Raw genomic sequence first — 21,149 nt, forward strand, 5'->3', positions numbered from 1 at the left:
AGGAGCTGTCTCCATGTACCAATCCCAAACCGTCATCGGCCGTACTCTGGCGGCCAAGGACGCCCCGCTGTCGGAATGCGCGTGGCCGCAGGACGCCCTGCACTTCATCCCCGACTGGGTCTACACGAACAACGCGGTCTACGAGCAGGAGCTGGAAAAGATCTTCCGCGGCAAGACGTGGAATTTCGTCGCCCTGGAAGCCGAGCTCCCCAATGCCGGCGACTACAAGCGCTCGTACGTGGGCGCCACGCCCGTCGTGGTGTCGCGCGCCGAGGACGGCTCGATCAACGTGTTCGAGAACCGCTGCGCGCACCGTGGCGCCGAGTTCTGTCGCCACAACCAGGGCAACGCCAAGGAATTCGTCTGCCCCTACCACCAGTGGTCGTACGATCTGAAGGGCAACCTGCAAGGCATCCCGTTCAAGCGTGGCGTCAACCGCGAAGGCGGCATGCCCAAGGATTTCAAGAACGACGAGCACGGCCTGCGCCGCCTGCACGTGACCACGCGCAACGGCGTGGTATTCGCCTCCTACAGCAGTGAAGTCGAACCGATCGCGGAATACCTCACGCCCGAGATCCTGGCCGATTTCGACGCCGTCTTCCCCGGCAAGAAGCTGAAGATCCTCGGCTACTACCGCAACGAGTTGCCCTGCAACTGGAAGATGTACCACGAGAACCTGAAGGACCCGTACCACGCCACGCTGCTGCACTCCTTCCTGGTGGTGTTCGGCCTGCTGGTGGCCGGCAACAAGTCCGCCATGCTGGTCGACTCGGTCCATGGGCGCCACGGCACCATGGCCTCGGCCAAGAGCGAGGACAAGTACGCCACCGTCAGCGAAGAGAACAAGAAGGAAATGCGGTCGTTCCACGATGGCCTGCGCCTGCGCGACGACCGCTTCCTGGAATTCATCAAGGAATTCGACTCGCCCTGGTCGGTGACGATGCAGACCATCTGGCCCAACCTGATCGTGCAGCGCGAAATGAACACCCTGGGCGTGCGCCACATCATCCCCAACGGCCCCGACAGCATGATCATGCAATGGACCATGTTCGGGTACGAGGACGACACCGAGGAGATGCAGCGCCACCGCCTGCGCCAGGGCAACCTGATGGGCCCGGCGGGCTTCCTCGGCCTGGAGGACAACGAAGCCATGAAATTCGTGCAGGAGGGCGTGCGCCGCGCCAGCACCGACGTCAACGTGATCAAGCTGGAGTCGGGCAAGCAGGGCACCTCGAACACGCTGATTTCCGAAGCGGCCATCCGTTCGATGTACAGCTACTACCGCGAAGTCATGGGCTTCTGAATCAGGACAGCACAATGAGCCAGACGTTCTTCCCTCCCCGTACGATCGACCCCGCCCGCGCCATCGCGCTGAAGCTGGAGGTCGAAGAGTTCAACGCCGACTACTGCGCCGCGCTGGATGGCGGCCAGGTCGAATCATGGCCGGATTTCTTCACCGAAACCGCGCTGTACCGCGTGACGGCGCGCGAGAATGCCGAGCTGAACCTGCCGGTGGGCCTGGTTTATGCCGAAGGCCGCGACATGATGCACGACCGCGCCGTGGCGATTTCGCGCACGCAGATGTTCGCGCCGCGCTATATGCTGCATATGGTGAGCAACACCCGCGTCACCAGCGAAACGCCAGACGGCGAGATCGCCGCATCCAGCACTTTCCTGCTGATGCAGACCCTGGTCGAGGGCCCCACCACCCTGCACCTGGCCGGCAGCTACCACGACCGCTTCGTGCGCGAAAACGGCGCCCTCAAGCTGCAGGAACGCCAGGTCATCTACGACACCGCCATCCTGGCCAACGACCTGGTTTATCCGGTGTAGGCGGCGGGGGGGAGGGCTCCTCCCCGTTGGCAGGTGCCTGTCCCCACGGGAAGGGCAGGCACCCAGGATTCGGCAGGTGCCTGTCCCCCGTGCGGGGACAGGCACCTGGGTGTGTGTGTGTCACTTTGTCTTTGCCAGCGCCTCGTCATGCGTCATCACGGCGGCGTATTTCTGGCGCATGTCGAACAGGTTGGCCTCGTGCGGGCCCAGCGCGCGATCGCCCACGCAATCGGACAGCACCAGCGGCCGAAAACCCGCCGACATCGCGTCGACCACGCTGGCGCGCACGCACCCGCTGGTGGTCGCCCCGGCCACCAGCAGCGTCTGCACCCCGCGCTGCGCCAGCCACGCCGCCAGCATCGTCCCGTAGAACGCCGACGGCGTGCTCTTGCGCACCACGTACTCGCCGGCCTGCGGCGCGAGCTGCGGCACGATCGCGCTGGCCGGCGCGTGCTCCTTGAGCGTGAGCATCCCCGGCACCTTGATGCTGAAAATGTTGCCGTCGGCATCGTCATCGGCATACACGATGCGGCTGTGCGCCACCGCCCAGCCCCGCTCGCGCGCGGCCGCCAGCACCGTGCGCGTGGTCTCGATCGCCGCCGCGATGTTGCCCCCGCCAAACTGCGCCGGGTCCGCGAACCCGTTGACGAAGTCCACGATCAGCAGCCCGTACGGCGCCTTCAACGGCAGCGCCGCCCCGAACCCCTGGCGCTCGTAGCTGCCCAGATCATTGCCCATGTCCCTGCCCCTTCCTCAGTCCAGTACCTTGCCCTCGCGCACCACTTCGCGCCCGTCCAGGCGCACCGTGCAGCGGCGCAGCGGAATGTCGATATGGCAGGCCGTCGTGCGGCTGCCCCCCGCCTCGTTGTTCGGCCCCAGCGAGAACAGGAAATTGCCCTCGTAGGCCCGCGCATCCATGCCGATGGTCGCCTCCCGGTCGTACAACCCCAGCGTGGTCCAGCTCGCCCGCGGCTGCAGGCCCCAGCCGATGTGCGAGATCGCGTACGCCTGCGGGTCCTTGAACGTGGCCACGTACTCGCGCAGCATCTCCGCATCCAGCCCCCCTTCGATGCGCGTCGCGTAGCCGTTTTCCACCGTCAGCACGATCGGCTCGCTCACGTACGACTTCTGCGGCAGCAAAATGTCGCCCCGGTCGATCACGATCGTGCCGTTGGCCGAGCCCTCGTCGGGCCAGGTCAGCGCAAACCCGCTGGGCCAGTGGTCCCACCGCCCCGGCTCGTCCACGTAGCCGTACTCGCTGATCGCCGGAAACTCCCCCAGCCCGCAGCGCAGCCGCGTGCCCGCCTCCGACTCCACCGTCATCTCGCGCGCCCCCGCGATCCGCGCCGCCGCCGCCTTGACCCGCTGCCGGTCCCCCTCGGTGGGCACCAGCCGCGCCAGCACCTCCGGCGGCTCGACCGCCAGCAAAATCTTCGTGCCCCCCTGCAGGATCTCGTGCTGCTCGGGCGAGAACAGCAGCGTCATCAGGTCCAGCACCAGGTCGCTGGCCTTGAGCATCGCGATCGCCGCCTTGTTGCCCGTCAGCGGCGTGGTCCCCAGGTACGCCAGCGCGTCGCGGCTGAGCGCCTTCTCCCCATTGACCGGCGGCAGGTCCAGCCGATTGACCACCGCCCCCAGCGACTGCGCCGCCACCAGCGCCGTGCCCAGCGTCTGCGGGTGCGTGGCCGCGCTGGTCAGCACCGTCACCGTCTGCCCCGCCTGCAGCCTGGACAGGCTCAGCACCTGCGTCCAGGCCCGGATCATCTCGTAATCGCTCACCGGCATCGCCACTCTCCTTGTGTCATCGCGGCCTCAGCCCGCCCGCAGGCGCGCGCCCAGAAAATCCCCGAACGCCGCGTAAAAACCTTCCTCGTTGTCCCACGGAATCATGTGCCCCGCGCCCGCCACCCGCACGTGCGCCGTGCCCGGCGCCAGCGCCTCGATCTCGGCCACGTCCGCATCGAGCACCACCTCGCCGCGCTCGGCCGTCATCAGCAGCCGCGCCGCCCGCACCCGCGGCAGGTCCGCGTGCACGTCGTCCTCGTGAAACCCCTCGAAGCTGGCGATCACCGCCCGCTCCTCGCACGTGTGCAGCCACTCGGCGCGCAGCTGCAGCTGCTCGGCCGTCCAGCTCGGGCAGTACGCCTTCATCTGCTCGCCCGTCATCCCCTGGCGCGCCTGCGCCATCGAGTCCACGTACCACGGCAGCTTCGACGGGTACGCCCGCCGGCCCGGCCCCGACACCGGCGGATCCACCATCGCCAGCCGCGCCAGCCCCGCCTCACCCGTGCGCGCCGCACGGATCCCGATGCGCGCGCCCATCGAATGGCCCACCACGCTGTAGCGCGACAGCCCCAGCGCGCGCGCAAACGCCAGCAGATCCTCGGCCTGCGCATCCAGGCCATAGTCCAGCTGCGGCCCCGACTGCGACAGCCCCCGCCCGCGCACATCCAGGATGTAGGTGTCGAACTGCTCGCCAAAACGCTCGCCCACGAACCCCCAGGTCACCGCCGGGCTGGTGATCCCCGGCACGATGATCACCGGATCGCGACCGGCCCGCTCGCCCCCATAGCGCAGGTAGTGCTGCCGGATCCCGTTGGCCTGCACGTTGCCGCCATACCGAAAATTGCTCATCGCTCGCTCCTCCCCCGGCTCAGTACGCGCCCGACAGCAGCGCGCCCGCACCGGGCACCACCGCCTCCAGACCCAGCGCCTTGAGCATCGCGTACGTCGTGGCCACCGCCGCCGTCACCACCGGCTTGCCCGTCTGCGCCTCCACCTTCGCAATCGCCCCCAACGACGGCATCTGCACGCACGCCGACAGCACGATCACATCCGCCTCGCGATAGTCCAGCCCCGCCACGATCTCCGGCAGCCGCCCCGCATCATGGCGCCCCACCTCCAGGTTGTCCGCAATCTCCAGCGCCCGGTAATCCACCACCTCGTAGCCCTCGTTCCCGATGTAGTCCACCACCAACTCGGTCAGCGGCTTCATGTACGGCGCCACCACCGCGATCTTCTTCGCCCCCATCACCTTCAACCCATCGACCAGCGCCCCCGCGCTGGTGATCACCGGCGCCTCGCCCCCATTGGCCGCCGTGTGCGCCGTCAGCCGCGCCTGCGACTGGCGGTGATACCCCCGGCCCATCGCCATGATCGCCACCAGGCACGCATAGCCCAGCACGTCCACCCGCGCATCGCTCAGCTCCACCGCGCACCGATCCGACTCCGCGTCCATCGCCGCCAGCTCCTCCTTGACCACCTTCTTCATCCGCATCCGGCTCGAATGAAAGGTGAAACGCTCACCACGAATCTGCTGGCGCGCCAGCAGCATCGCCGGAATCTCCGTCTCCATCGTCGTATTCGAACTCGGCACGATCTGGCCAATGCGGTAGGTCTTCTGCATCACTCGTTTCTCCAAGACAGGGGCGTCACAGTTTGAACAGGCGCGCGGCGTTGCCGTAGCAGACCAGCTCGCGCGTCGCCGCATCCAACGGCGCGGATTCGATGAACTCGACCGCCAGCGCGGTCGACTCGTACGGATAATCGATCGAGAACATCACGGCCTCGGCGCCCATCTCGGCGATCGCGCCGACCAGCGTCGGGTGGGAACAGACGCCCGAAGTCGTGATCAGGATATTGGAGCCGATGTACTCGGACGGCGCGCGCTGCAGCTTGACGCCATACGGGTAGGCGGCGAAACGACTGTCGAAGCGCCAGCGCTGGAACGGCAGGCCTTCGCCCATGTGTCCCAGGATGATCTTCAGCTTCGGGAAACGGTCGAACACGCCGCCGAACAGCAGCCGCAGCGCGTGCGTGCCGGTTTCCACGCCCCAGCCCCAGGTCGCGCCGGCCAGTTCCGGATGGCCCTTGTAGGCATGCGGCAGCACGTAGGCGTCGAACGGATGCAGGTACAGCGGCACGTCCAGCTCCTGCATCTGCTCCCAGAATGCATCGTAGGCGGGGTCGTCGTAATACACGCCGTTGGTGTGGCCATTGACCAGCGAGCCCTTGAAGCCCAGCTCGCGCACCGCGCGCGTCAGTTCGGCGGCGGCGGTCTTGGGATCGTGCATGGGCAGGGCCGCGAATCCGCCGAAGCGGTCCGGATGCCGGGCAATGCGTTCGGCCAGGAAATCGTTGTTCTCGCGCGCGCGGCGCAAGGCCACGGCGGCGTCGGGCTCGCCCTGCACGCCCGGGCCTGTCTGCGACAGGATCGCATAGTCGATGCCGGCGGCGTCCATTTCGGCCAGGCGCCCCGCGCCGAAGTCGGTCAGGCGCGCGCCCAGTTCGGCGGCAAAGCCCGGATCGAGATGCTGTACGAATGCCTTGGAGTAATCGCCAAAGCCGACCGCCGTGAAATGCTCCTCGAAGGCGATCTTGCGCACTTTTGTCATACGTCTGCTCCCTGGATGGTGAGTCGGGTGAAGGCGCGGTTTCCAGGCCGTCCTTTTTAATCAGCATACTGACTATATGGAATCAAGTCCGCACCGCCAGGCTTTGCGATCGAGGCATGCGCGCCGTCTCGCGGGACGCGCCGAAACCCTTGCCATGCGGGACTTTACGCGCCCGGCCAGCGGCCCGCGGCAATCCGGCCGCCCACGGCGGCACTTATATCAGTACACTGATTTTATAGTCAGCATACTGACAATTAAAAGAAAAATCTACGCCTCCTAGGGGCAACCCTGAGCCGGCCCCGCAACACCCGGGCCAGCGCCGCTCAGGCGCGATCGACCGCCAGGTCCCCTGGCGTATCCACGTCCGCCGCCACGCCCGGGTCATCCACCTCGACCGCGGCGACGCGGTGGCGCCGCAGCAACTCCCGCGCGCCGACGTCGCCGCGCAGCGCCGCCAGCTCGCCCCACAGCGACCGCCCGAACGCCACCGGATGGCCGCGCCGCCGCTGGTGAACCGGCACCGTTATGCCATCGACACACGCCGCCGCGCGCACGGCCGACAGCGTATCGCGCCGCACCCATGGCATATCGGCCAGCGCCACCAGGCAGACATCGGCCCGCTCCGGCATATCCGGAACCTGCCCGGCCAGCAGGAAGCGGGCCGCCGCCGCCAGGCTGGCGCCCATGCCCTCGCGGGCCTGCTCGCTCTCCAGCACATGGCAGCCCTGCCCGCGCAGCAATGCGGCCAGGACGGCGCTTTCCGGCCTGACCACCGCCACCACGGCGTCGGTCGCCTCGCGCAAGGCCGCCGCGGCGCGCACCGCCACGGCCGTGCCATCGGCCAGCCTGGCCAGGAGTTTGTCCTGCCCTCCGGAGGCGGCGGCGAACCGTCGGCCCTGGCCGCCCGCGAGCAAAATGCCCACGCAGGGCGCGGGCGGACCAGCCTGGGGAGAACCATGATCGACGCGTGGCATAGTATTCAGTATAGTGAGTAAATTCCAGGCGCAGGCCGGCGCGTTGCTGGCCGCGCCGCCCGTCCGCGAGTAGAGTAGCCCCATGAACGCCCTGGATCTGGATGTATTGCAGCACGCCCGCGACTGGCTTGCCAGCGGCCGGCGCGTGCACCTTGTCACCGTCGTGCAGACCTGGGGGTCGGCGCCGCGCCAGGCGGGCGCCATGCTGGCGGTGCGCGACGACGGCCAGGTCGTGGGTTCGGTGTCGGGCGGCTGCATCGAAGACGACCTGATCGCGCGGGCGCGCGCCGGCACCCTGCCCGAGCGCGCCGAACGCCTGACCTACGGCGTCACGCGCGACGAAGCCACCCGCTTCGGCCTGCCCTGCGGCGGCACGCTGCGCCTGGTGGCCGAGCCGCTGGCGCAGCGCGATGCCTGGCTGGACGAAGTGCTGCAGGCGATTGCCGAACACCGCCTGGTGCGCCGCACGATCGACCTGCACACCGGCGCGGCCGCGCTGGAAGCCGCCGCGCCGGCCGAAGGGCCGGATTTCGACGGCCGCATGTTCCGTGCCGTGTACGGCCCGCACTGGCGCCTGCTCATCATCGGCGCCAACCAGACCGCGCAGGTGCTGGCCGACATTGCCGCCACCCTGGATTTCCAGGTGATCGTGTGCGACCCGCGCGAGGAATTCCATGCAGCGTGGCATGCGCCGCACGCCACGCTGGTCACCACCATGCCGGATGACACCGTGCTGGAGATCGGCACCGACGAACGCACCGCCATCGTGGCGCTGACCCACGATCCCAAGCTGGACGACATGGTGCTGCTCGAGGCGTTGAAGTCGCGCGCGTTCTATGTGGGCGCGCTGGGATCACGCGCCAACCAGGAAAAGCGGCGGGAAAGGCTGCGCCTGTTCGACCTGGGCGACGAGGACATCACCCGGCTGCGCGGGCCGGTCGGGCTGCCCATCGCCAGCCGTACGCCGGCCGAGATCGCCGTGGCGGTGGCCGCCGAACTGGTCTGGGTGCGCAATACCCTGGGCGATCGCGAACCGTCCGGCGCGCCATTGCCGGCGGCGTTGGCGCCGGCGCGCTGAAGCCCGGCTACATGGCCTTGAGCGCCGTGCGGCTGTACTGATTGTTGGCGTCGACCAGCGTCGACAGCAGCTTCATGAAGATTTCGCGGTTGCGCGGCGACAGGGGCTCGAGCAGCCGTTGCTGCGCGCGCGCCATGCCGCCTTGCAGCAGCCCCATGATGCGCAGGCCTTCCTGCGTGATCACGGCCTGGCGCGAACGCTTGTCGTTGGGGTTGACGCGGCGCTCGACCAGCCCGCGCTCCTGCAGCCGCTTGATGACGTCGGCGGTGGTGGTGCGGTCCAGCCCCAGCTCCATGCCGATCGCGGTCTGGTCCAGCCAGGGGCTCAGCGACAGGGCCGTCAGCACGCCATACTGCACCGGCGTGACGTTCTGCGTCTTGCACTCTTCGTAGAACAGCGCGTAGTGGATCTGGTTCAGGCGCCGCACGAGGTACCCGGGACGCGACCACAGCACCTGCTTGGCAGGATCGAACACGGTACTGTCCGTCAGGGAGGACGTTGTGCGCTTCTTTCTCGTTGCTTGCTTGTCTGGTTCTGGCATGGGAGAGAAAGGCCTTACGCCAAATTTAGTGAGTACACTGAATAGTACACCACCGCGCCGGCAGCGGCCGCGCGCGCCGCTATTTGCGCCAGAACAGCGGCGTGAACAGCACCAGCACCGTCAGCAATTCGAGACGCCCGATCAGCATCGCGAACGTGCATACCCAGGTCTGGAAATCATTCAGTACCGAGAAATTGCCCATCGGCCCCAGCGGCCCCAGCCCCGGTCCGGTATTGTTAATCATGGCCATGACGGCAGAAAAGGCCGTGATCAGGTCCAGCCCTGACAGCAGCAACAGGCTGCTCAGCACGCCCACCGACAGGCCGTACACCAGCATGAAGGCGAGCACCGACGCCATGACGCGCTGGTCCACCACGCGCGAGCCGATGCGCACCGGGCTGACCGCGTGGGGATGCAGCATGGTGACCAGCTCGTTGCGCGCCTGCTTGACCAGCAGGATGATGCGGATCATCTTGATGCCGCCGCCGGTCGAGCCGGCCGAGGTCACGAACGCCGACAGCAACAGCATGGTCAGCGGCGCGAACAGCGGCCAGGACGCGTAGTCCACATTGGCGTAGCCGGTCGTGGTGGCCACCGAAATGGTGTTGAACATGCCATAGCGCAACGCCTCCCAGGGGTCTCCGTATACGCCCTTGATATAGAGGAATACGGAGATCACCAGGCCCGCGCCCAGCATGACCGTGAGGTACGGAATGGTCTGCGGGCACACCACGTAGGCGCGCCAGTTGCGCTGGCGCAGCGCGTTGAAGTGGGTGGCGAAATTGATGCCCGAGATGGTCATGAATACGATGGCCACCAGCTCGACCGACAGCGAGTCGAAATGCGCGAAGCCATCGTCATAAGTCGAGAACCCCCCCAGCCCCATGGTCGTGGCCATATGGCACCAGGCGTCGAACCACGACAGGCCGACGGCCCGATAGGCCAGCAGGCATACCATGGAGAAACCGAAATACACGGCGTACAGCGCCTTGGCGGTGCTGGCGATGCGCGGCGTGAGCCGCTCGTCCTTCATGGGCCCGGGCGTCTCGGCCCGCACCACCTGGTGTCCGCCCACGCCCAGCAAGGGCAGGATGGCCACCGCCAGCACCAGGATGCCCATGCCGCCGATCCAGATCAGCGTGGCGCGCCACAGGTTGATCGAGGCCGGCAGGGCGTCGAGCCCGCTGAGCACCGTGGCGCCGGTGGTGGTCAGGCCGGACATGGCCTCGAAATAGGCATCGGTGAACGACAGCGGTATGCCCACGTCGTCGTAGTAGAGCAGCAGCGGGATGGCCGCCAGCGCGGGCAGCGCGGCCCATACGGTGGACACCAGCAGGAAACCGTCGCGCGCGTGCAGTTCGCTGCGGCCGCGGCGGGTCGCCAGCCAGGTGCCCGCGCCGATGCCCAGCGCCAGCAGGAAACCTTCGAGAAAGGCGGTGAAGCCGGCGTCCTGGCCGATGTAGGCGACCGCCAGCGGAATCACCATGGTGAGCGCGAACACCACCATGGTCAGGCCCAGCACGTAAAAGGTCGCCAGCAAACGCTTCATGAATACCGCTCGACGTCATGGCCCGGCGCCCGAGCGCGGCCGCGTGGTTCAGAAAAAGGAGGCCGACACCTGGAACAGTTTCTCGACGCGCGGCATCTGCCGGCGCGAGGGCACGAAAACGATGACATGGTCGTCCGACTGGATTTCGGTGTCGGCGTCGGGAACGATGATCTCGTCGCCACGCACCAGCACGCCGATGCTGGCGCCCTTGGGCAGCCCGATCTTGCCCACCGCGCGGCCGACCACCCGCGAGGTGGACCGATCGCCATGGGCGACAGCCTCCAGGGCCTCGGCCACGCCCTGGCGCAGCCGGTGCACCGCCACCACGTCGCCGCGCCGCACATGCCGCAGCAGCTCGCTCATGGTGGCCTGCGACGGCGAAACCGCCACGTCGATATGGCTGCCCTGCATGAGTTCGCCATACGCCTGCCGGTTGATCAGGGCGATGACCTTGCGCGCGCCCAGCCGCTTGGCCAGCAGCGAGGACATGATGTTGTCCTCGTCGTCGCTGGTCAGGGCCAGCCAGGTGTCCATGTCCTCGATATTCTCGCGCTCGAGCAGCGCTTCGTCGGTGCCATTGCCATGCAGCACCAGTACGTTGTCGGGCAGTTCGGCGGCCAGGTATTCGCAGCGCTTGGCATCGTGCTCGATGATGCGCACGCTGTAGCCTTCCTCGGCCAGCTGGCGCGCCAGCCGCAGGCCGATGTTGCCGCCGCCCGCGATCATGACCCGGTGCACGGTCTTCTCGGCCTCGCGCAGCTGGCGCACGGCGCGCCGCGCGTGCCGGGTGTCGACGGCCAGCACGACCTCGTCGCCCGGCGCCACCACCGTGCCCGTCCCGGCATGCAGCGGGCGTCCGTCGCGCAGCACGTCGACGATGCGGGCCGTGACGTCCGGCCAGACCTCGCGCAGTTCGTCGACCGGGTGATGCGCCATGGGGCTGCCGTGGCCCACCCGGACCGTGATGACGCTGACGCGCCCGCCGGCGAATTCGACCACCTGCAGCGCCTCGGGAAACTCGATCAGGCTGTGCAGGTAGGTGGTGACGCTGCGCTCGGGGCTGATGAGCGCGTCGATGGCGAAACCCTCGTCGCTCATCAGCTCGGGATGGTCGGCGAACTCGGGCATGCGGATGCGGGCGATGCGGCGCGGCACGTTGAAGACTTCGCGCGCGATCTTGCACGCCACCAGGTTGGCCGCGTCGGAAGCCGCACAGGCGATGAACAGGTCGGTGTCGTCGGCGCCGGCCGACTCCAGCACCGATACCTGGATGCCGTCGCCCTGCACCACGCGCAGGTCGAAGCGATCCTGCAGGTAGCGCAACTGGCCGACGTCGGTGTCGATGACCGTGATGTCGTTCTGCTCGGACACCAGGTTTTCGGCCACGCTGGTGCCAACGCGCCCCGCCCCCATGATGAGGATCTTCATGTGCCTCGCTTGCGCGCGGATTCGATGCCCAACTGCTTGAGCTTGCGGTACAGGTGGGTGCGCTCCAGGCCGGTGCGTTCGGAGACGCGCGTCATGCTGTGATTCTCGCGCACCAGGTGGTATTCGAAGTAGATGCGCTCGAATTCGTCGCGCGCCTCGCGCAGCGGCTGGTCGAGCGAGATGCTGCCTAGCTGGCCGTTGGAGGCGGCCGGCGCCTCGACCGGAGCCTGGAATGGCTGCGGCGGGTCGAGCTCGTCCTCGAGCGCGACGGCCACCGGCGTCGCGGCGGCATGCGCCAGCGGCGGCGCGGCGCGCGGCGCGCGTCCGCGCGCCAGGCCGGCCTCGATGGTCTTGAGCAGGCGCTGCAGCGTAATGGGCTTTTCGAGAAAGTCCATGGCGCCGATGCGGGTCGCCTCGACGGCCGTGTCGATGGTGGCGTGGCCGCTCATCATGATGACCGGCATGTCCAGCAAGCCCTGCGACGCCCACTCCTTGAGCAGACTGACGCCGTCGGTATCTGGCATCCAGATGTCGAGCAGGACCAGGTCCGGGCGCATGCGCAAGCGCGCGGCGCGAGCCTGCGCCGCGTTCTCGGCCAGTTCGACCGTGTGCCCCTCGTCGTATAGGATCTCGGACAGCAGCTCGCGAATGCCAACTTCGTCGTCGACCACCAGAATTCTGGCCATAACCTCTCACCTATTGCGTAGCCGCATTATCCTTTTCTTGCGCGGTCGCGTCCATAGTATCGGACGGCAAAGCCAGGCGGGTCAACAATATGGAGATCCGCGCGCCCCCTTCCTTGCGATTGGCGAGATCGATGCGGCCGCCATGTTCTTCAATGATCTTGCGCACAATGGCTAATCCTAACCCAGTCCCGTGCGCCTTGGTCGTCACGTAGGGCTCGAAGGCGCGCTGCATGACCTGCGGCGGAAAGCCCGGCCCGGTATCGGCCACGGTGAAACGCACCGCGCGCTGCTGCGCGCCGTCGGGCTGCTCGCTTTGCACGATCTGCGTGGTGACCTTCACGCGCCCCTCGCCGCCCTGCTCGGCGACCGCGTCGCGGGCGTTGGACAGCAGGTTGTGGATGACCTGGCGCAGCTGGGTCGGGTCGCCCTCGATGTCCGGCAGGCCAGGCGCCAGCTCGACGTCCAGGTTGAGCACGCGCGCCGCGCCGCGGCCGCCGCCGTCGCCCGGATCCCACCCATACAGCGACAGCACGTCGGCCACCAGCGCATTGAGGTCGATACGCTGCATGACAGCCGGCGGCGTGCGGGCGTACTCGCGGAAGTCGTCGACCATCTGCTTGAGCGAGCCCACCTGGTTGACGATGGTGTTGGTGGAGCGGATCAGCATCTGCGCGTCGGCCGGCTGCAGCCGGTCGGCCAGCTTCATGGCCAGGCGCTCGGCCGACAGCTGGATCGGCGTGAGCGGGTTCTTGATTTCGTGGGCCAGCCGGCGCGCCACCTCGCCCCAGGCCACGGTACGGTTGGCCGAAATGACCTCGGTGATGTCGTCGAACACCACCAGGTAGCCGTTGCCGCGGCCGTCCACGCGCAAGTGGGTGCCGCGCGCCAGCAGCGTCACCGGCTGCCCGCCGGTTTCGTCCAGCCCCGGGGTGATCTCGAACTGCTGCTGCCAGTGCAGGCGTTCCGAGCCCACCGCCGCGTGGGCCGCGAAGGCCTGGCGCACCACCTGGGCGAACTCCAGCATGCCATCCACGGTTTCCAGCGGCCGGCCGATGACCGAGCGCAGGTCGGCCTGCAGAATGGTCTGGGCGCCCTGGTTGACCGTGGTGACGCGGAACCCTTCGTCGAAGGCGATCACCCCGGACGACAGGTTGGACAGCACGCTTTCCAGGTAGACGTTGGAGCGCTCCAGCTGGCGCCGGTTGCTTTCCACCATCTGGCGCGCCTCCTCGAGCTGGCGCGTCATGGCGTTGAACGAGCGGGTCAGTTGCCCGACTTCGTCGCGTTCGGGCGGCTCGGGCAGCGGCCGGAAATCGCCCACGCCCACCGCCTGGGTACCGCCGGCCAGCCGCAGCAGGGGCCGCACCAGCCGCTTGGACAGCGACAGCGCCACCGCGATGGCGGCGAACACCGCCAGCAGCAGGGCCAGGGTCAGGGTGATGCCGTACAGCTTGCGCAGGCCCAGCCGCGACAGCGCCAGCTCCTGGTAGTCGCGAAAGCCCTGCTGCACCCGGTTGGCGTTATGGGCGATCTGGTCTGGCACGGCATGCATCAATTGCAGCCAGCGCGGCTCGGCCGAGCCGCCCAGGATGCCGTCGAAGCGCGCCGGCGCCGACAGCGGGATCACCACGCGCAGGTGCAGGCCGCCCTCGGCGCCCGGAATCGCCGGGTCGTCGGCCTCGGCGGCCGAGTAGCCGCGCGCCAGCCGCAGCTGGTTCAGCAAGGTGGCGGGCAGGCTGGGCGGCAGCAGCTGCCCATAGGTATTGGTGGAGAAGGCCAGTATCCGCCCGCTACCGGTGAATACGGTGGCCTCCTGCGCCCCGTTGGCCTCGCGCAGCCGCGTCAGCGCCAGCGGAATGTCGTTATCGGACATGTTGTTCAACTCGGCCGCCATGGCGCGGGCGCGCACATCCATGTCGGCCAGCTGCGAGTCGAGCGCGGCGCGGCCCAGATTCAGGCCCGACTCCAGCGCGCTGTCGACGCGGACGTTGAACCACGACTCGATCGAGCGCGACATGAACTGCACCGACAGGGTGTAGATCAGCGCGCCCGGCACCACCCCGATCAGGGCGAAGGCCAGCGCAAAACGGGCCGTCAGGCGGGCGCCGAACTGGCGCCGGCGGATCTGGCGCGCCAGCCGCACGGTCAGCGCCACCACCCAGACGAACAGCGCGAAGGCGAAAATACCGTTGAGAATCAGCAGGGTGTCGTAATAGCGCGCAAAGCGTGACGCATTGCCGGTGGACCAGGCCAGCAGGCCCAGCAGGGCCAGGCCGCTGACGCCGCCGACCACCAGGGCAAGGCGTAGAAACATTCTCATGAGGGGTCCCGCGCGGGCTCGGCCAGGGCGAAGGAGAACTCCGCCCACGGCGTGGCCGGCGACCACGAGCTGCTGTTGAGGGCGTTGACCTGGAACGGCCGCGCCAGTTGGGAGGTATCCAGGCGCACGCGCAGCTGGCCGCCATAACGCACGCCGGGGTCGAACTCGGACGCATCGGCCACTTCCCAGTTGCGGATATGGCGCACCAGGTCCATGGCGTCGTCCAGCGAGGCGACCGGCAGCGAGAGTTCGCCCGCGCCGGCCCGCCACTGGCGGGTCAGCGCGTTGTAGGCAATGCGCCAGGTAATGCTTTTGTCGACCAGCGTGTGATCGAACCACCACCAGCGCGACCGGGTGATCTGCAGGTCGGCGGTGAAATAGAGCGGCACGCCACGCTGCGCCGCGTCACGCAGCTGGTCGTTGAGCTCGAAATGGATGTCGGCGCTCAGCTCCAGCTTGCCGTCGCGCACCAGCGGCTCGATGCGCTGGACGTGCGGATCGGCGGCATGGGCAAGCCCGCTCGTAATCGGCGAGAACGAGCCAAATACCAGCAACAACGCGACAAATAGGCGAAGAATCATCGACATACGGCAAATGCGCAGCAGCATGACCCTATTCTTGGCGATTCAGGTCCGCTTGGCAAACAAGGCATAGAAAAAACCGTCGTGTTGCGCCTGCGGTGTTGCATCGATGGCAACAGGCAGCAGTTGCCCGGGCGCGTCCAGGGGCGCGGCGTCGGCATGGCGGCGCGCGAAGGCCTCGGCCTGCTCGCGCCCTTCGGCTGGAAACACCGAGCAGGTCACGTAAAGCAGGCGCCCGCCCGGGGCGACCGTGCGCCACAGGGCGTCGGCGATGCGCGCCTGCAGGGCGGCGGTGCGCGGCACGTCCTCGGCGCGGCGCAGCCAGCGGATGTCCGGGTGGCGGCGCACGATGCCCGACGCAGTGCACGGCACGTCGGCCAGCACCGCATCGAAGGGCCGGCCGTCCCACCAGGCGTCCAGGTCGCTGGCGTCGGCGGCCGCCAGCCGCACCCGCGGCGTGCGCAGGCCCAGGCGTTCCAGGTTCTGGTCCACCCGCTCCAGGCGTTGCGCGTCCGCGTCCAGGGCCAGCAGGTCGATATCGGCCAGTTCCAGCAGGTGGGCGGTCTTGCCGCCCGGCGCGGCGCAGGCGTCCAGCACCCGCATGCCGTCGGCCGGCGCCAGCAGCGGCGCGGCCAGTTGCGCGCCGGCATCCTGTACCGACCACCAGCCCGCGTCATAGCCCGGCAACTGCGGCACCGGGCGCGGCTCGGCCAGCACCAGGCCGGCATCGCCCACCGGCGCGGCGGCCACGCCGGCCTGCGCCAGCGCCTGGCGCGCCTGCTCCACCGTGGCGCGGCGGCGGTTGACCCGCAGGGTCAGCGGCGCGGGCACATTGGCCCCGGCCAGGATGTCGCGCCATTGGTCCGGATAGGCGCGCTCCAGCAGCTCCACCCACCAGCTCGGGTGGTTCCAGCGCGCCGCGGGACGCTCGGCCACGCTGTCCTGCAAGGCTTCCCGCTCGCGCAGGAAGCGCCGCAGGCTGGCGTTGAGCAGGCCCTTGTAGGCGGCCAGCTTGCGCTGGCCGGCCGCCGCCGTCACCGCCTGGTCGACCACCGTATGCGGCGCATACTGCGGCGCGCCGGGCTGCGCCGCGGCGCCGGGCGCGGCGCGCAGCAGGCTCAGCGCCACCCGCAGGAGCGCGTCGAACAAGGGTCCGGGCGAGCGCCGCACCAGCGTTTCGGCCACGGCGTCGGCCCAGCCCAGCTGCCGCATGGCGTGGAAACTGATCGCCTGCACGGCCGGCCGCAGCGCCGGCGGCGTCTCGGCCAGCGCATCGGTCAGCGAGCGTCCCTTGCGCACCGCCTGCACGGCGGCGGCGGCGCCCAGCAGCACGGCCGACAGGGGCGGGGCCAGGACGGAGGAATCGACAGGGGAAGGCATATGAAACGTTTCTGACGGCAGGACCGATATGGTAGCCGGACACTGGACGCGACCGGCGGCCGGCGTCACACTGCACGCTTGCCCGGCCATGCCGCGCGGAGTCCGCCATGACGCTTGCCACCCTCGCCCTGTTTGTCCTCGCCTCCGGCCTGATCATCGTCACGCCCGGCCCGACCGTGCTGCTGGCGCTCAGCAACGGCTCGCGCCACGGGGTGCGGCGGGCCTGCTGGGGCATGGCCGGCGCGGTGCTGGCCGACCTGGTGCTGGTGGCCGCCGTCGCCGGCGGCCTGGGCATGCTGCTGGCGGCGTCCGAACCGGCCTTCCAGGCCCTCAAATGGATCGGCGCCGGCTATCTGGCCTATCTGGGCTGGCGGCTGCTGCGCAGCGACGCCGCCCTGGTGCTTCCCGCGCTGGCGGCGGGCGGCGGCGACAGCGGCGCCGGCGCGCTGTTCTCGCGCAGTTTCCTGGTCGCCCTGACCAACCCCAAGGCGCTGCTGTTCATGTCGGCTTTCCTGCCGCAGTTCATCGACCCGGCCGCGGCGCTGGCGCCGCAGTACGGCGCGCTGGCGCTGGTGCTGGCCGTGCTGAACCTGGCCGCCATGCTGGGCTATGCCGCGCTGGGCGCGCGCCTGGTCAGGGTATTGCGCACCGGCGGCCTGCGCTGGATCAACCGCCTGTGCGGCGGCATGCTGGTGCTGCTGGCGGGCACGGTGGCGCTGTACCGGCGCGCCGGCTGAGCCGCAACGCCCGGCGCGGCGCGCGCTTGGGCCGCGCCCGTCCCGTCAGGACAGGGCGAGAAAACCCGAGCCCAGCGCCGCCTGGGCCAGGCTGCCGGCCACGATGCGCGACGACGGCGACGATTCGGAAATCCGCAGGCCGCTGACGCGCGCGTGGAAATCGCCGAACTCGCCCCGCGCGAGCAATTCGTGGACGTTGGCCGTCGCATCGGGATCGATCAGCATCTCGACCCGCGTACGGTCAAAGCCGATGCCGGCCAGCGCGATCGTGCCCGTCAGGTTGGCGTTCTTGGGAAACCGGGCCACGGCCTCGCGCGCCGAGCCGGCAAACGCCAGCCCGCGCTCGGGCAGGGGCCCGCTCACATAGCGCTGCAGCGCCACCGGCGGCATGGTGCCCCGGTACAGGACTTCCGCCACGCCCACGTGCCGGGCGGCGGCCAGGCCGTCGATGCCCACCATGGCGCCGCTGGGGATGCGGATGCGCGCGCCGGCAGCGGCCGCGGCCTCGAGCAACGCGCCGCGCAGCGCGTCATCGGCCAGGGCGCCGACCGAGGCCGGCACCAGGTCCACCCCGGCGGCCAGGATGACCTGGGCGTATTGCGCCAGCGCGGCCTGGCCCGCGCATTCGACCACCACCTCCGGCCGTTGCGCCAGCAACGCCTCCCAGCTGCCGTGGCAGGGCAGCGCGCCGCGTGCGCGTCCCGGGTCGCGCACCAGGCAGCCCACGATCTCCACTGGCCGGGGCTGGCGGGCCAGATGGCCGGCCATCGCATTGGCCAGCACGCCGCATCCCACGATGCCCACGCGCAACGGTGTATTCATAGTCGATTCCCCTCGCTGGATGGCCGCCGGCGCCGCGCCGCGGCCCATACGCAAAATTAGTATACGATACTATTCAATAGTATAATCTTAGCCACACAGACGGGCAGCCGCCCGCGCATGAACAGGAGTGGAAATGACCGCCAGAGTCGGTAGAGTTGATCATCCGGTCGTAGCCGTGCACGACCTGGACCGGACCAGCCAGCAATACAGGAAGCTGGGGTTCGTCGTGCCGCCCAGCGGCAAGCACCAGGAATGGGGCACCGAGAACCTGTGCATCATGTTCCCCGGCGACTACCTCGAAATCCGCGGCATCGGCGACCCGAACAGATTCCTGGCGGGCGTGGACAAATTCCTCGCCAAGGGCGAAGGCCTCTACAGCGTGGCGTTCAACGCGGCATCGGCCCAGGAAAGCTACCAGGCCGGTCTCGCGGCCGGCCTGGAGATCGAACCGCCGCGCCACCTGAACCGCAAGCTGGTGCTGGAAGACCGTACGCTGGACCTGCACTTCGAGACGGTCATGCTGGGGCACGACCTGTATCCCGGCCTGACGCACGCCAATCTGTGCCAGCACCTCACGGCCGACACGCTGCGCCAGCCCGGCTGGACCGATCACCCCAACGGCGTGGTGGCGTTCGGGCGCCTGGTGGGCGTGGTGTCCGATTTCGACGCGGCCGCGGCCGCCTACACCCGGCTGATCGGGGCCGAGAACGTCACGCGCGGGGACGACCATATCCTGCTCGACTTCGGCGCAGGCGCCGACATCGAGCTGATCGGCCCGGCCGAGGCGCAACGCCGCGGCGATGCCCAGCCCCAGCTCGGCGACGCCTATCTGGCCTCGGCCACCTTGCTGGTCAAGGATGCGGCCGCCACGGCCGCGCTGTTCGAAGCCGGCGGCGTGCGCTTTACCCGCCAGCCCGGCGGCGAGCTGAAGGTCGACCCCGCCGACGCCAGCGGCGCGCACCTGTATTTCAAGCAGGCCTGAAACCGCATCCGGCGCCCGGTCCAGGCCGGGCGCTAGGCCTTGCGGAAATACGCCTGGACTTCGCGCTGGGTGTGCTCGATGTGCTTGCGCAGCAGCGCCACGGCGCGCGCGGCATTGCCTTCCTCGCAGGCCGCGAGGATCTTCAGGTGCTCCTGGTGCGAGCGGTCATGGCCCGCGGCCTCGGTCACGCGCAGCCGCATCAGCTTGCCCATGTGGTCGCGCACCGACCGGATCATGGCCAGCAGGCGCGGCCGGTTGGCCGGCGCATACAGGCAATCGTGGAATTGCGCGTTCAGCTCGCTCCATTCGGACGCGTTCTCGTGCCTGCTGTAGGCATCGAGCAGGCGGCGCGCCTGCGCCAGATCGGACGGCGCCATGTTGGGCACCGCCAGCTCCAGCGCCCGGCATTCGATGGCCAGGCGCAGGTCCAGCATCTCGACATAATCGGCCGCGGTCAGTACCGCCACCGTCGCCCCGGCGTTGGGCGTGAAGACCACCAGGCCCTCCGACTGCAGGCGCACCAGGGCTTCGCGGACCGGAATCTTGCTGATGCCCAGATCGGCCGCCACCTCGTCCTGGCGGATCGGCGCGCCCTCGGCCAGGCTGCCTTCGAGAATGCGCTTGCGCAGCTCGCCATACGCGCGCTCGGTGGCTGTACCGGCGACTTTTCTCTGAGCGGTTTCGGGCATGGGGGCAACCAGGTTCATGACGAAAGGGATTCTAACAACAGCCCGCCTGGCCGGCGGCGGCGCCGGCCGCCATCGACCAGGCGCCGCCGCCCTGTCGATCGCTCAATTCCCGCTCAGGCTGGCATTGCCGATCAACGTCTTCTGGGCAGCCAGGTCGGACTGCACGAAAGCCGTGAACTCGTCCACCGTATTGGCCTGGAACGCATCGGCGCCCAGGTCCGTCATGCGGGCCTGGACGCGCGCATCGGCCATCACCTTGTTGACCGCCTGGTTCAGCCCGGCCACCGCCTGCGCGGGCGTGCCCGCCGCGACGAACAACCCCAGCCAGGTGCCGTGCGAATAGCCCGGCACGCCGGCCTGCGCCACCGTAGGCACGTCCGGCAGGGCGCCGATACGCTTGTCGCCCGACACCGCCAGGGCATGGAAACGGCCGCCGTTGACATGCGGAATGGCAGACGCCGCGCCGGAGAACATCGACTCCACGTGTCCGGCCATGACATCGGTTTCGGCCAGGCTGCTGCCCTTGTACGGCACGTGCAGCATCTGCACCTGGGCCTGGCGCATCAGCAACGCCATGGACAGATGGTTGCTCGATCCGACGCCACCCGAGCCATAGGTCAGCTTGCCGTCGGCCTTGCGCGCGCCGTCGAGCAGCTCGGCCAGCGAACGGTACTTGCTGTTGGCCGAGACCACCAGCACGTTGGGCAGGCTGGTCACGCGCGCCACCGGCGCGAAATCCTGGATGGAATACGAGAGCTCGGGCGAGATCAGCGTGTTGGTGATCAGGCCGGGCGGCGACAGCAGCACCGTGGCGCCGTCCTTGGCCGAGCGCGCCACCGCGGTGGCGCCGATCGCGCCGTTGGCGCCGGCCCGGTTCTCGACGATGACCGATCGATTGAGCGACTGTCCCAGTTGCTCGGCCAGGATCCGCGCGATCACGTCGGTGTAGCCGCCCGCGGAAAAGCCCACGATCAGCCGGATCGGCCGCTTGTCCGCGCCGGATTCGTCGGCATGCACCGTTCCGCCGGCCAGCAGGCAGCCGGCCAGCGCCGCCGCCAGCAGCGTGCGGCGCCTGTTTTCCCTTGCATATCCTTTCATTTTTATTACCCCCGGTACTGCGTTGAAGAAGTGTCATGCGCAGGGCCGCGCGTGCGC

General features: G+C 68.7%; 21 protein-coding genes. 5 read left to right on the top strand and 16 right to left on the bottom strand.

Annotated features, from left to right (window positions below; genetic code table 11):
• Positions 1 to 13 precede the first annotated feature (13 nt).
• Both EL288_RS22810 and EL288_RS22815 read left to right on the top strand, forming a co-directional pair.
• Entirely contained in the window at positions 14 to 1,303 is a 1,290-nt protein-coding gene (locus EL288_RS22810; protein WP_003807385.1) for an aromatic ring-hydroxylating dioxygenase subunit alpha, read from the top strand.
• Positions 1,304 to 1,317: 14 nt separating this feature from the next.
• Positions 1,318 to 1,833, top strand: a complete 516-nt coding sequence (locus EL288_RS22815; protein ID WP_003807379.1) for an aromatic-ring-hydroxylating dioxygenase subunit beta — start codon at positions 1,318 to 1,320, stop codon at positions 1,831 to 1,833.
• Between the two features lie 120 nt (positions 1,834 to 1,953).
• Here EL288_RS22815 and EL288_RS22820 read toward each other — a convergent pair whose 3' ends face one another.
• The 6 genes from EL288_RS22820 to EL288_RS22845 all read right to left on the bottom strand — a co-directional run bounded on the left by EL288_RS22820 (position 1,954) and on the right by EL288_RS22845 (position 7,201).
• Positions 1,954 to 2,571, bottom strand: a complete 618-nt coding sequence (locus EL288_RS22820) for an isochorismatase family protein (RefSeq protein WP_003807378.1) — start codon at positions 2,569 to 2,571, stop codon at positions 1,954 to 1,956.
• 15 nt (positions 2,572 to 2,586) lie between these two features.
• Entirely contained in the window at positions 2,587 to 3,618 is a 1,032-nt protein-coding gene (locus tag EL288_RS22825; protein WP_033459516.1) for a M29 family metallopeptidase, read from the bottom strand.
• A gap of 27 nt (positions 3,619 to 3,645) precedes the next feature.
• Positions 3,646 to 4,467, bottom strand: coding sequence for an alpha/beta fold hydrolase (locus tag EL288_RS22830; protein WP_003807374.1), 822 nt, complete (start codon positions 4,465 to 4,467; stop codon positions 3,646 to 3,648).
• Positions 4,468 to 4,486: 19 nt separating this feature from the next.
• On the bottom strand, positions 4,487 to 5,239 hold the full coding sequence (locus tag EL288_RS22835) for a maleate cis-trans isomerase family protein (RefSeq protein ID WP_003807356.1): 753 nt from the start codon (positions 5,237 to 5,239) through the stop codon (positions 4,487 to 4,489).
• Positions 5,240 to 5,264: 25 nt separating this feature from the next.
• Positions 5,265 to 6,227, bottom strand: coding sequence for an amidohydrolase family protein (locus EL288_RS22840; RefSeq protein ID WP_003807348.1), 963 nt, complete (start codon positions 6,225 to 6,227; stop codon positions 5,265 to 5,267).
• Between the two features lie 323 nt (positions 6,228 to 6,550).
• On the bottom strand, positions 6,551 to 7,201 hold the full coding sequence (locus EL288_RS22845) for a nucleotidyltransferase family protein (protein ID WP_050486128.1): 651 nt from the start codon (positions 7,199 to 7,201) through the stop codon (positions 6,551 to 6,553).
• Between the two features lie 82 nt (positions 7,202 to 7,283).
• On the opposite strand from EL288_RS22845, the gene EL288_RS22850 reads away from it, so the two are divergent.
• Complete coding sequence (locus tag EL288_RS22850; protein WP_033451536.1) at positions 7,284 to 8,279, top strand: XdhC family protein; 996 nt, start codon at positions 7,284 to 7,286, stop codon at positions 8,277 to 8,279.
• 7 nt (positions 8,280 to 8,286) lie between these two features.
• Here the strand turns inward: EL288_RS22850 and EL288_RS22855 are convergent, their stop codons facing one another.
• From EL288_RS22855 to rsmB, 7 genes are all read right to left on the bottom strand, one after another.
• Positions 8,287 to 8,754 carry a MarR family winged helix-turn-helix transcriptional regulator gene (locus tag EL288_RS22855; protein ID WP_370448380.1) on the bottom strand — a complete coding sequence of 156 codons (468 nt, stop codon included), beginning with the start codon at positions 8,752 to 8,754 and terminating at the stop codon, positions 8,287 to 8,289.
• Positions 8,755 to 8,899: 145 nt separating this feature from the next.
• Positions 8,900 to 10,369 carry a TrkH family potassium uptake protein gene (locus EL288_RS22860; protein WP_003818499.1) on the bottom strand — a complete coding sequence of 490 codons (1,470 nt, stop codon included), beginning with the start codon at positions 10,367 to 10,369 and terminating at the stop codon, positions 8,900 to 8,902.
• Positions 10,370 to 10,417: 48 nt separating this feature from the next.
• Positions 10,418 to 11,797 (bottom strand): Trk system potassium transporter TrkA, encoded by a 1,380-nt coding sequence (trkA, locus tag EL288_RS22865; protein WP_003807336.1) that lies wholly within the window; start codon positions 11,795 to 11,797, stop codon positions 10,418 to 10,420.
• On the bottom strand, positions 11,794 to 12,483 hold the full coding sequence (gene plrR, locus EL288_RS22870) for a two-component system response regulator PlrR (protein WP_003807335.1): 690 nt from the start codon (positions 12,481 to 12,483) through the stop codon (positions 11,794 to 11,796). Before plrR ends, trkA begins: the two co-directional genes overlap by 4 nt.
• A gap of 10 nt (positions 12,484 to 12,493) precedes the next feature.
• Entirely contained in the window at positions 12,494 to 14,803 is a 2,310-nt protein-coding gene (gene plrS, locus EL288_RS22875; RefSeq protein ID WP_003807333.1) for a two-component system sensor histidine kinase PlrS, read from the bottom strand.
• Entirely contained in the window at positions 14,800 to 15,411 is a 612-nt protein-coding gene (locus tag EL288_RS22880; protein ID WP_003807331.1) for a DUF4390 domain-containing protein, read from the bottom strand. The genes plrS and EL288_RS22880 overlap by 4 nt, the downstream gene beginning before the upstream one ends.
• 18 nt (positions 15,412 to 15,429) lie before the next feature.
• On the bottom strand, positions 15,430 to 16,764 hold the full coding sequence (gene rsmB, locus EL288_RS22885; RefSeq protein WP_033450629.1) for a 16S rRNA (cytosine(967)-C(5))-methyltransferase RsmB: 1,335 nt from the start codon (positions 16,762 to 16,764) through the stop codon (positions 15,430 to 15,432).
• A gap of 107 nt (positions 16,765 to 16,871) precedes the next feature.
• Here rsmB and EL288_RS22890 point away from each other — a divergent pair, with 107 nt between their 5' ends.
• Positions 16,872 to 17,501 (top strand): LysE family translocator, encoded by a 630-nt coding sequence (locus EL288_RS22890; RefSeq protein ID WP_003807327.1) that lies wholly within the window; start codon positions 16,872 to 16,874, stop codon positions 17,499 to 17,501.
• A gap of 45 nt (positions 17,502 to 17,546) precedes the next feature.
• On the opposite strand, the gene EL288_RS22895 is transcribed toward EL288_RS22890, so the two are convergent.
• Positions 17,547 to 18,323 (bottom strand): aspartate dehydrogenase, encoded by a 777-nt coding sequence (locus EL288_RS22895; RefSeq protein ID WP_003807325.1) that lies wholly within the window; start codon positions 18,321 to 18,323, stop codon positions 17,547 to 17,549.
• 133 nt (positions 18,324 to 18,456) lie between these two features.
• Between EL288_RS22895 and EL288_RS22900 the strand changes: the two genes are divergently transcribed.
• Positions 18,457 to 19,305 (top strand): VOC family protein, encoded by an 849-nt coding sequence (locus EL288_RS22900; RefSeq protein WP_003807324.1) that lies wholly within the window; start codon positions 18,457 to 18,459, stop codon positions 19,303 to 19,305.
• 32 nt (positions 19,306 to 19,337) lie between these two features.
• Here the strand turns inward: EL288_RS22900 and EL288_RS22905 are convergent, their stop codons facing one another.
• Together EL288_RS22905 and EL288_RS22910 are read right to left on the bottom strand one after the other, a co-directional pair.
• Positions 19,338 to 20,012: a GntR family transcriptional regulator gene (locus EL288_RS22905; RefSeq protein ID WP_003807322.1), complete on the bottom strand. Its 675-nt coding sequence runs from the start codon at positions 20,010 to 20,012 to the stop codon at positions 19,338 to 19,340.
• Between the two features lie 84 nt (positions 20,013 to 20,096).
• Entirely contained in the window at positions 20,097 to 21,092 is a 996-nt protein-coding gene (locus tag EL288_RS22910; protein WP_003807319.1) for a tripartite tricarboxylate transporter substrate binding protein, read from the bottom strand.
• Positions 21,093 to 21,149 lie beyond the last annotated feature (57 nt).

The organism is Bordetella bronchiseptica (genome assembly GCF_900636925.1).
Lineage (GTDB): Bacteria > Pseudomonadota > Gammaproteobacteria > Burkholderiales > Burkholderiaceae_B > Bordetella > Bordetella pertussis.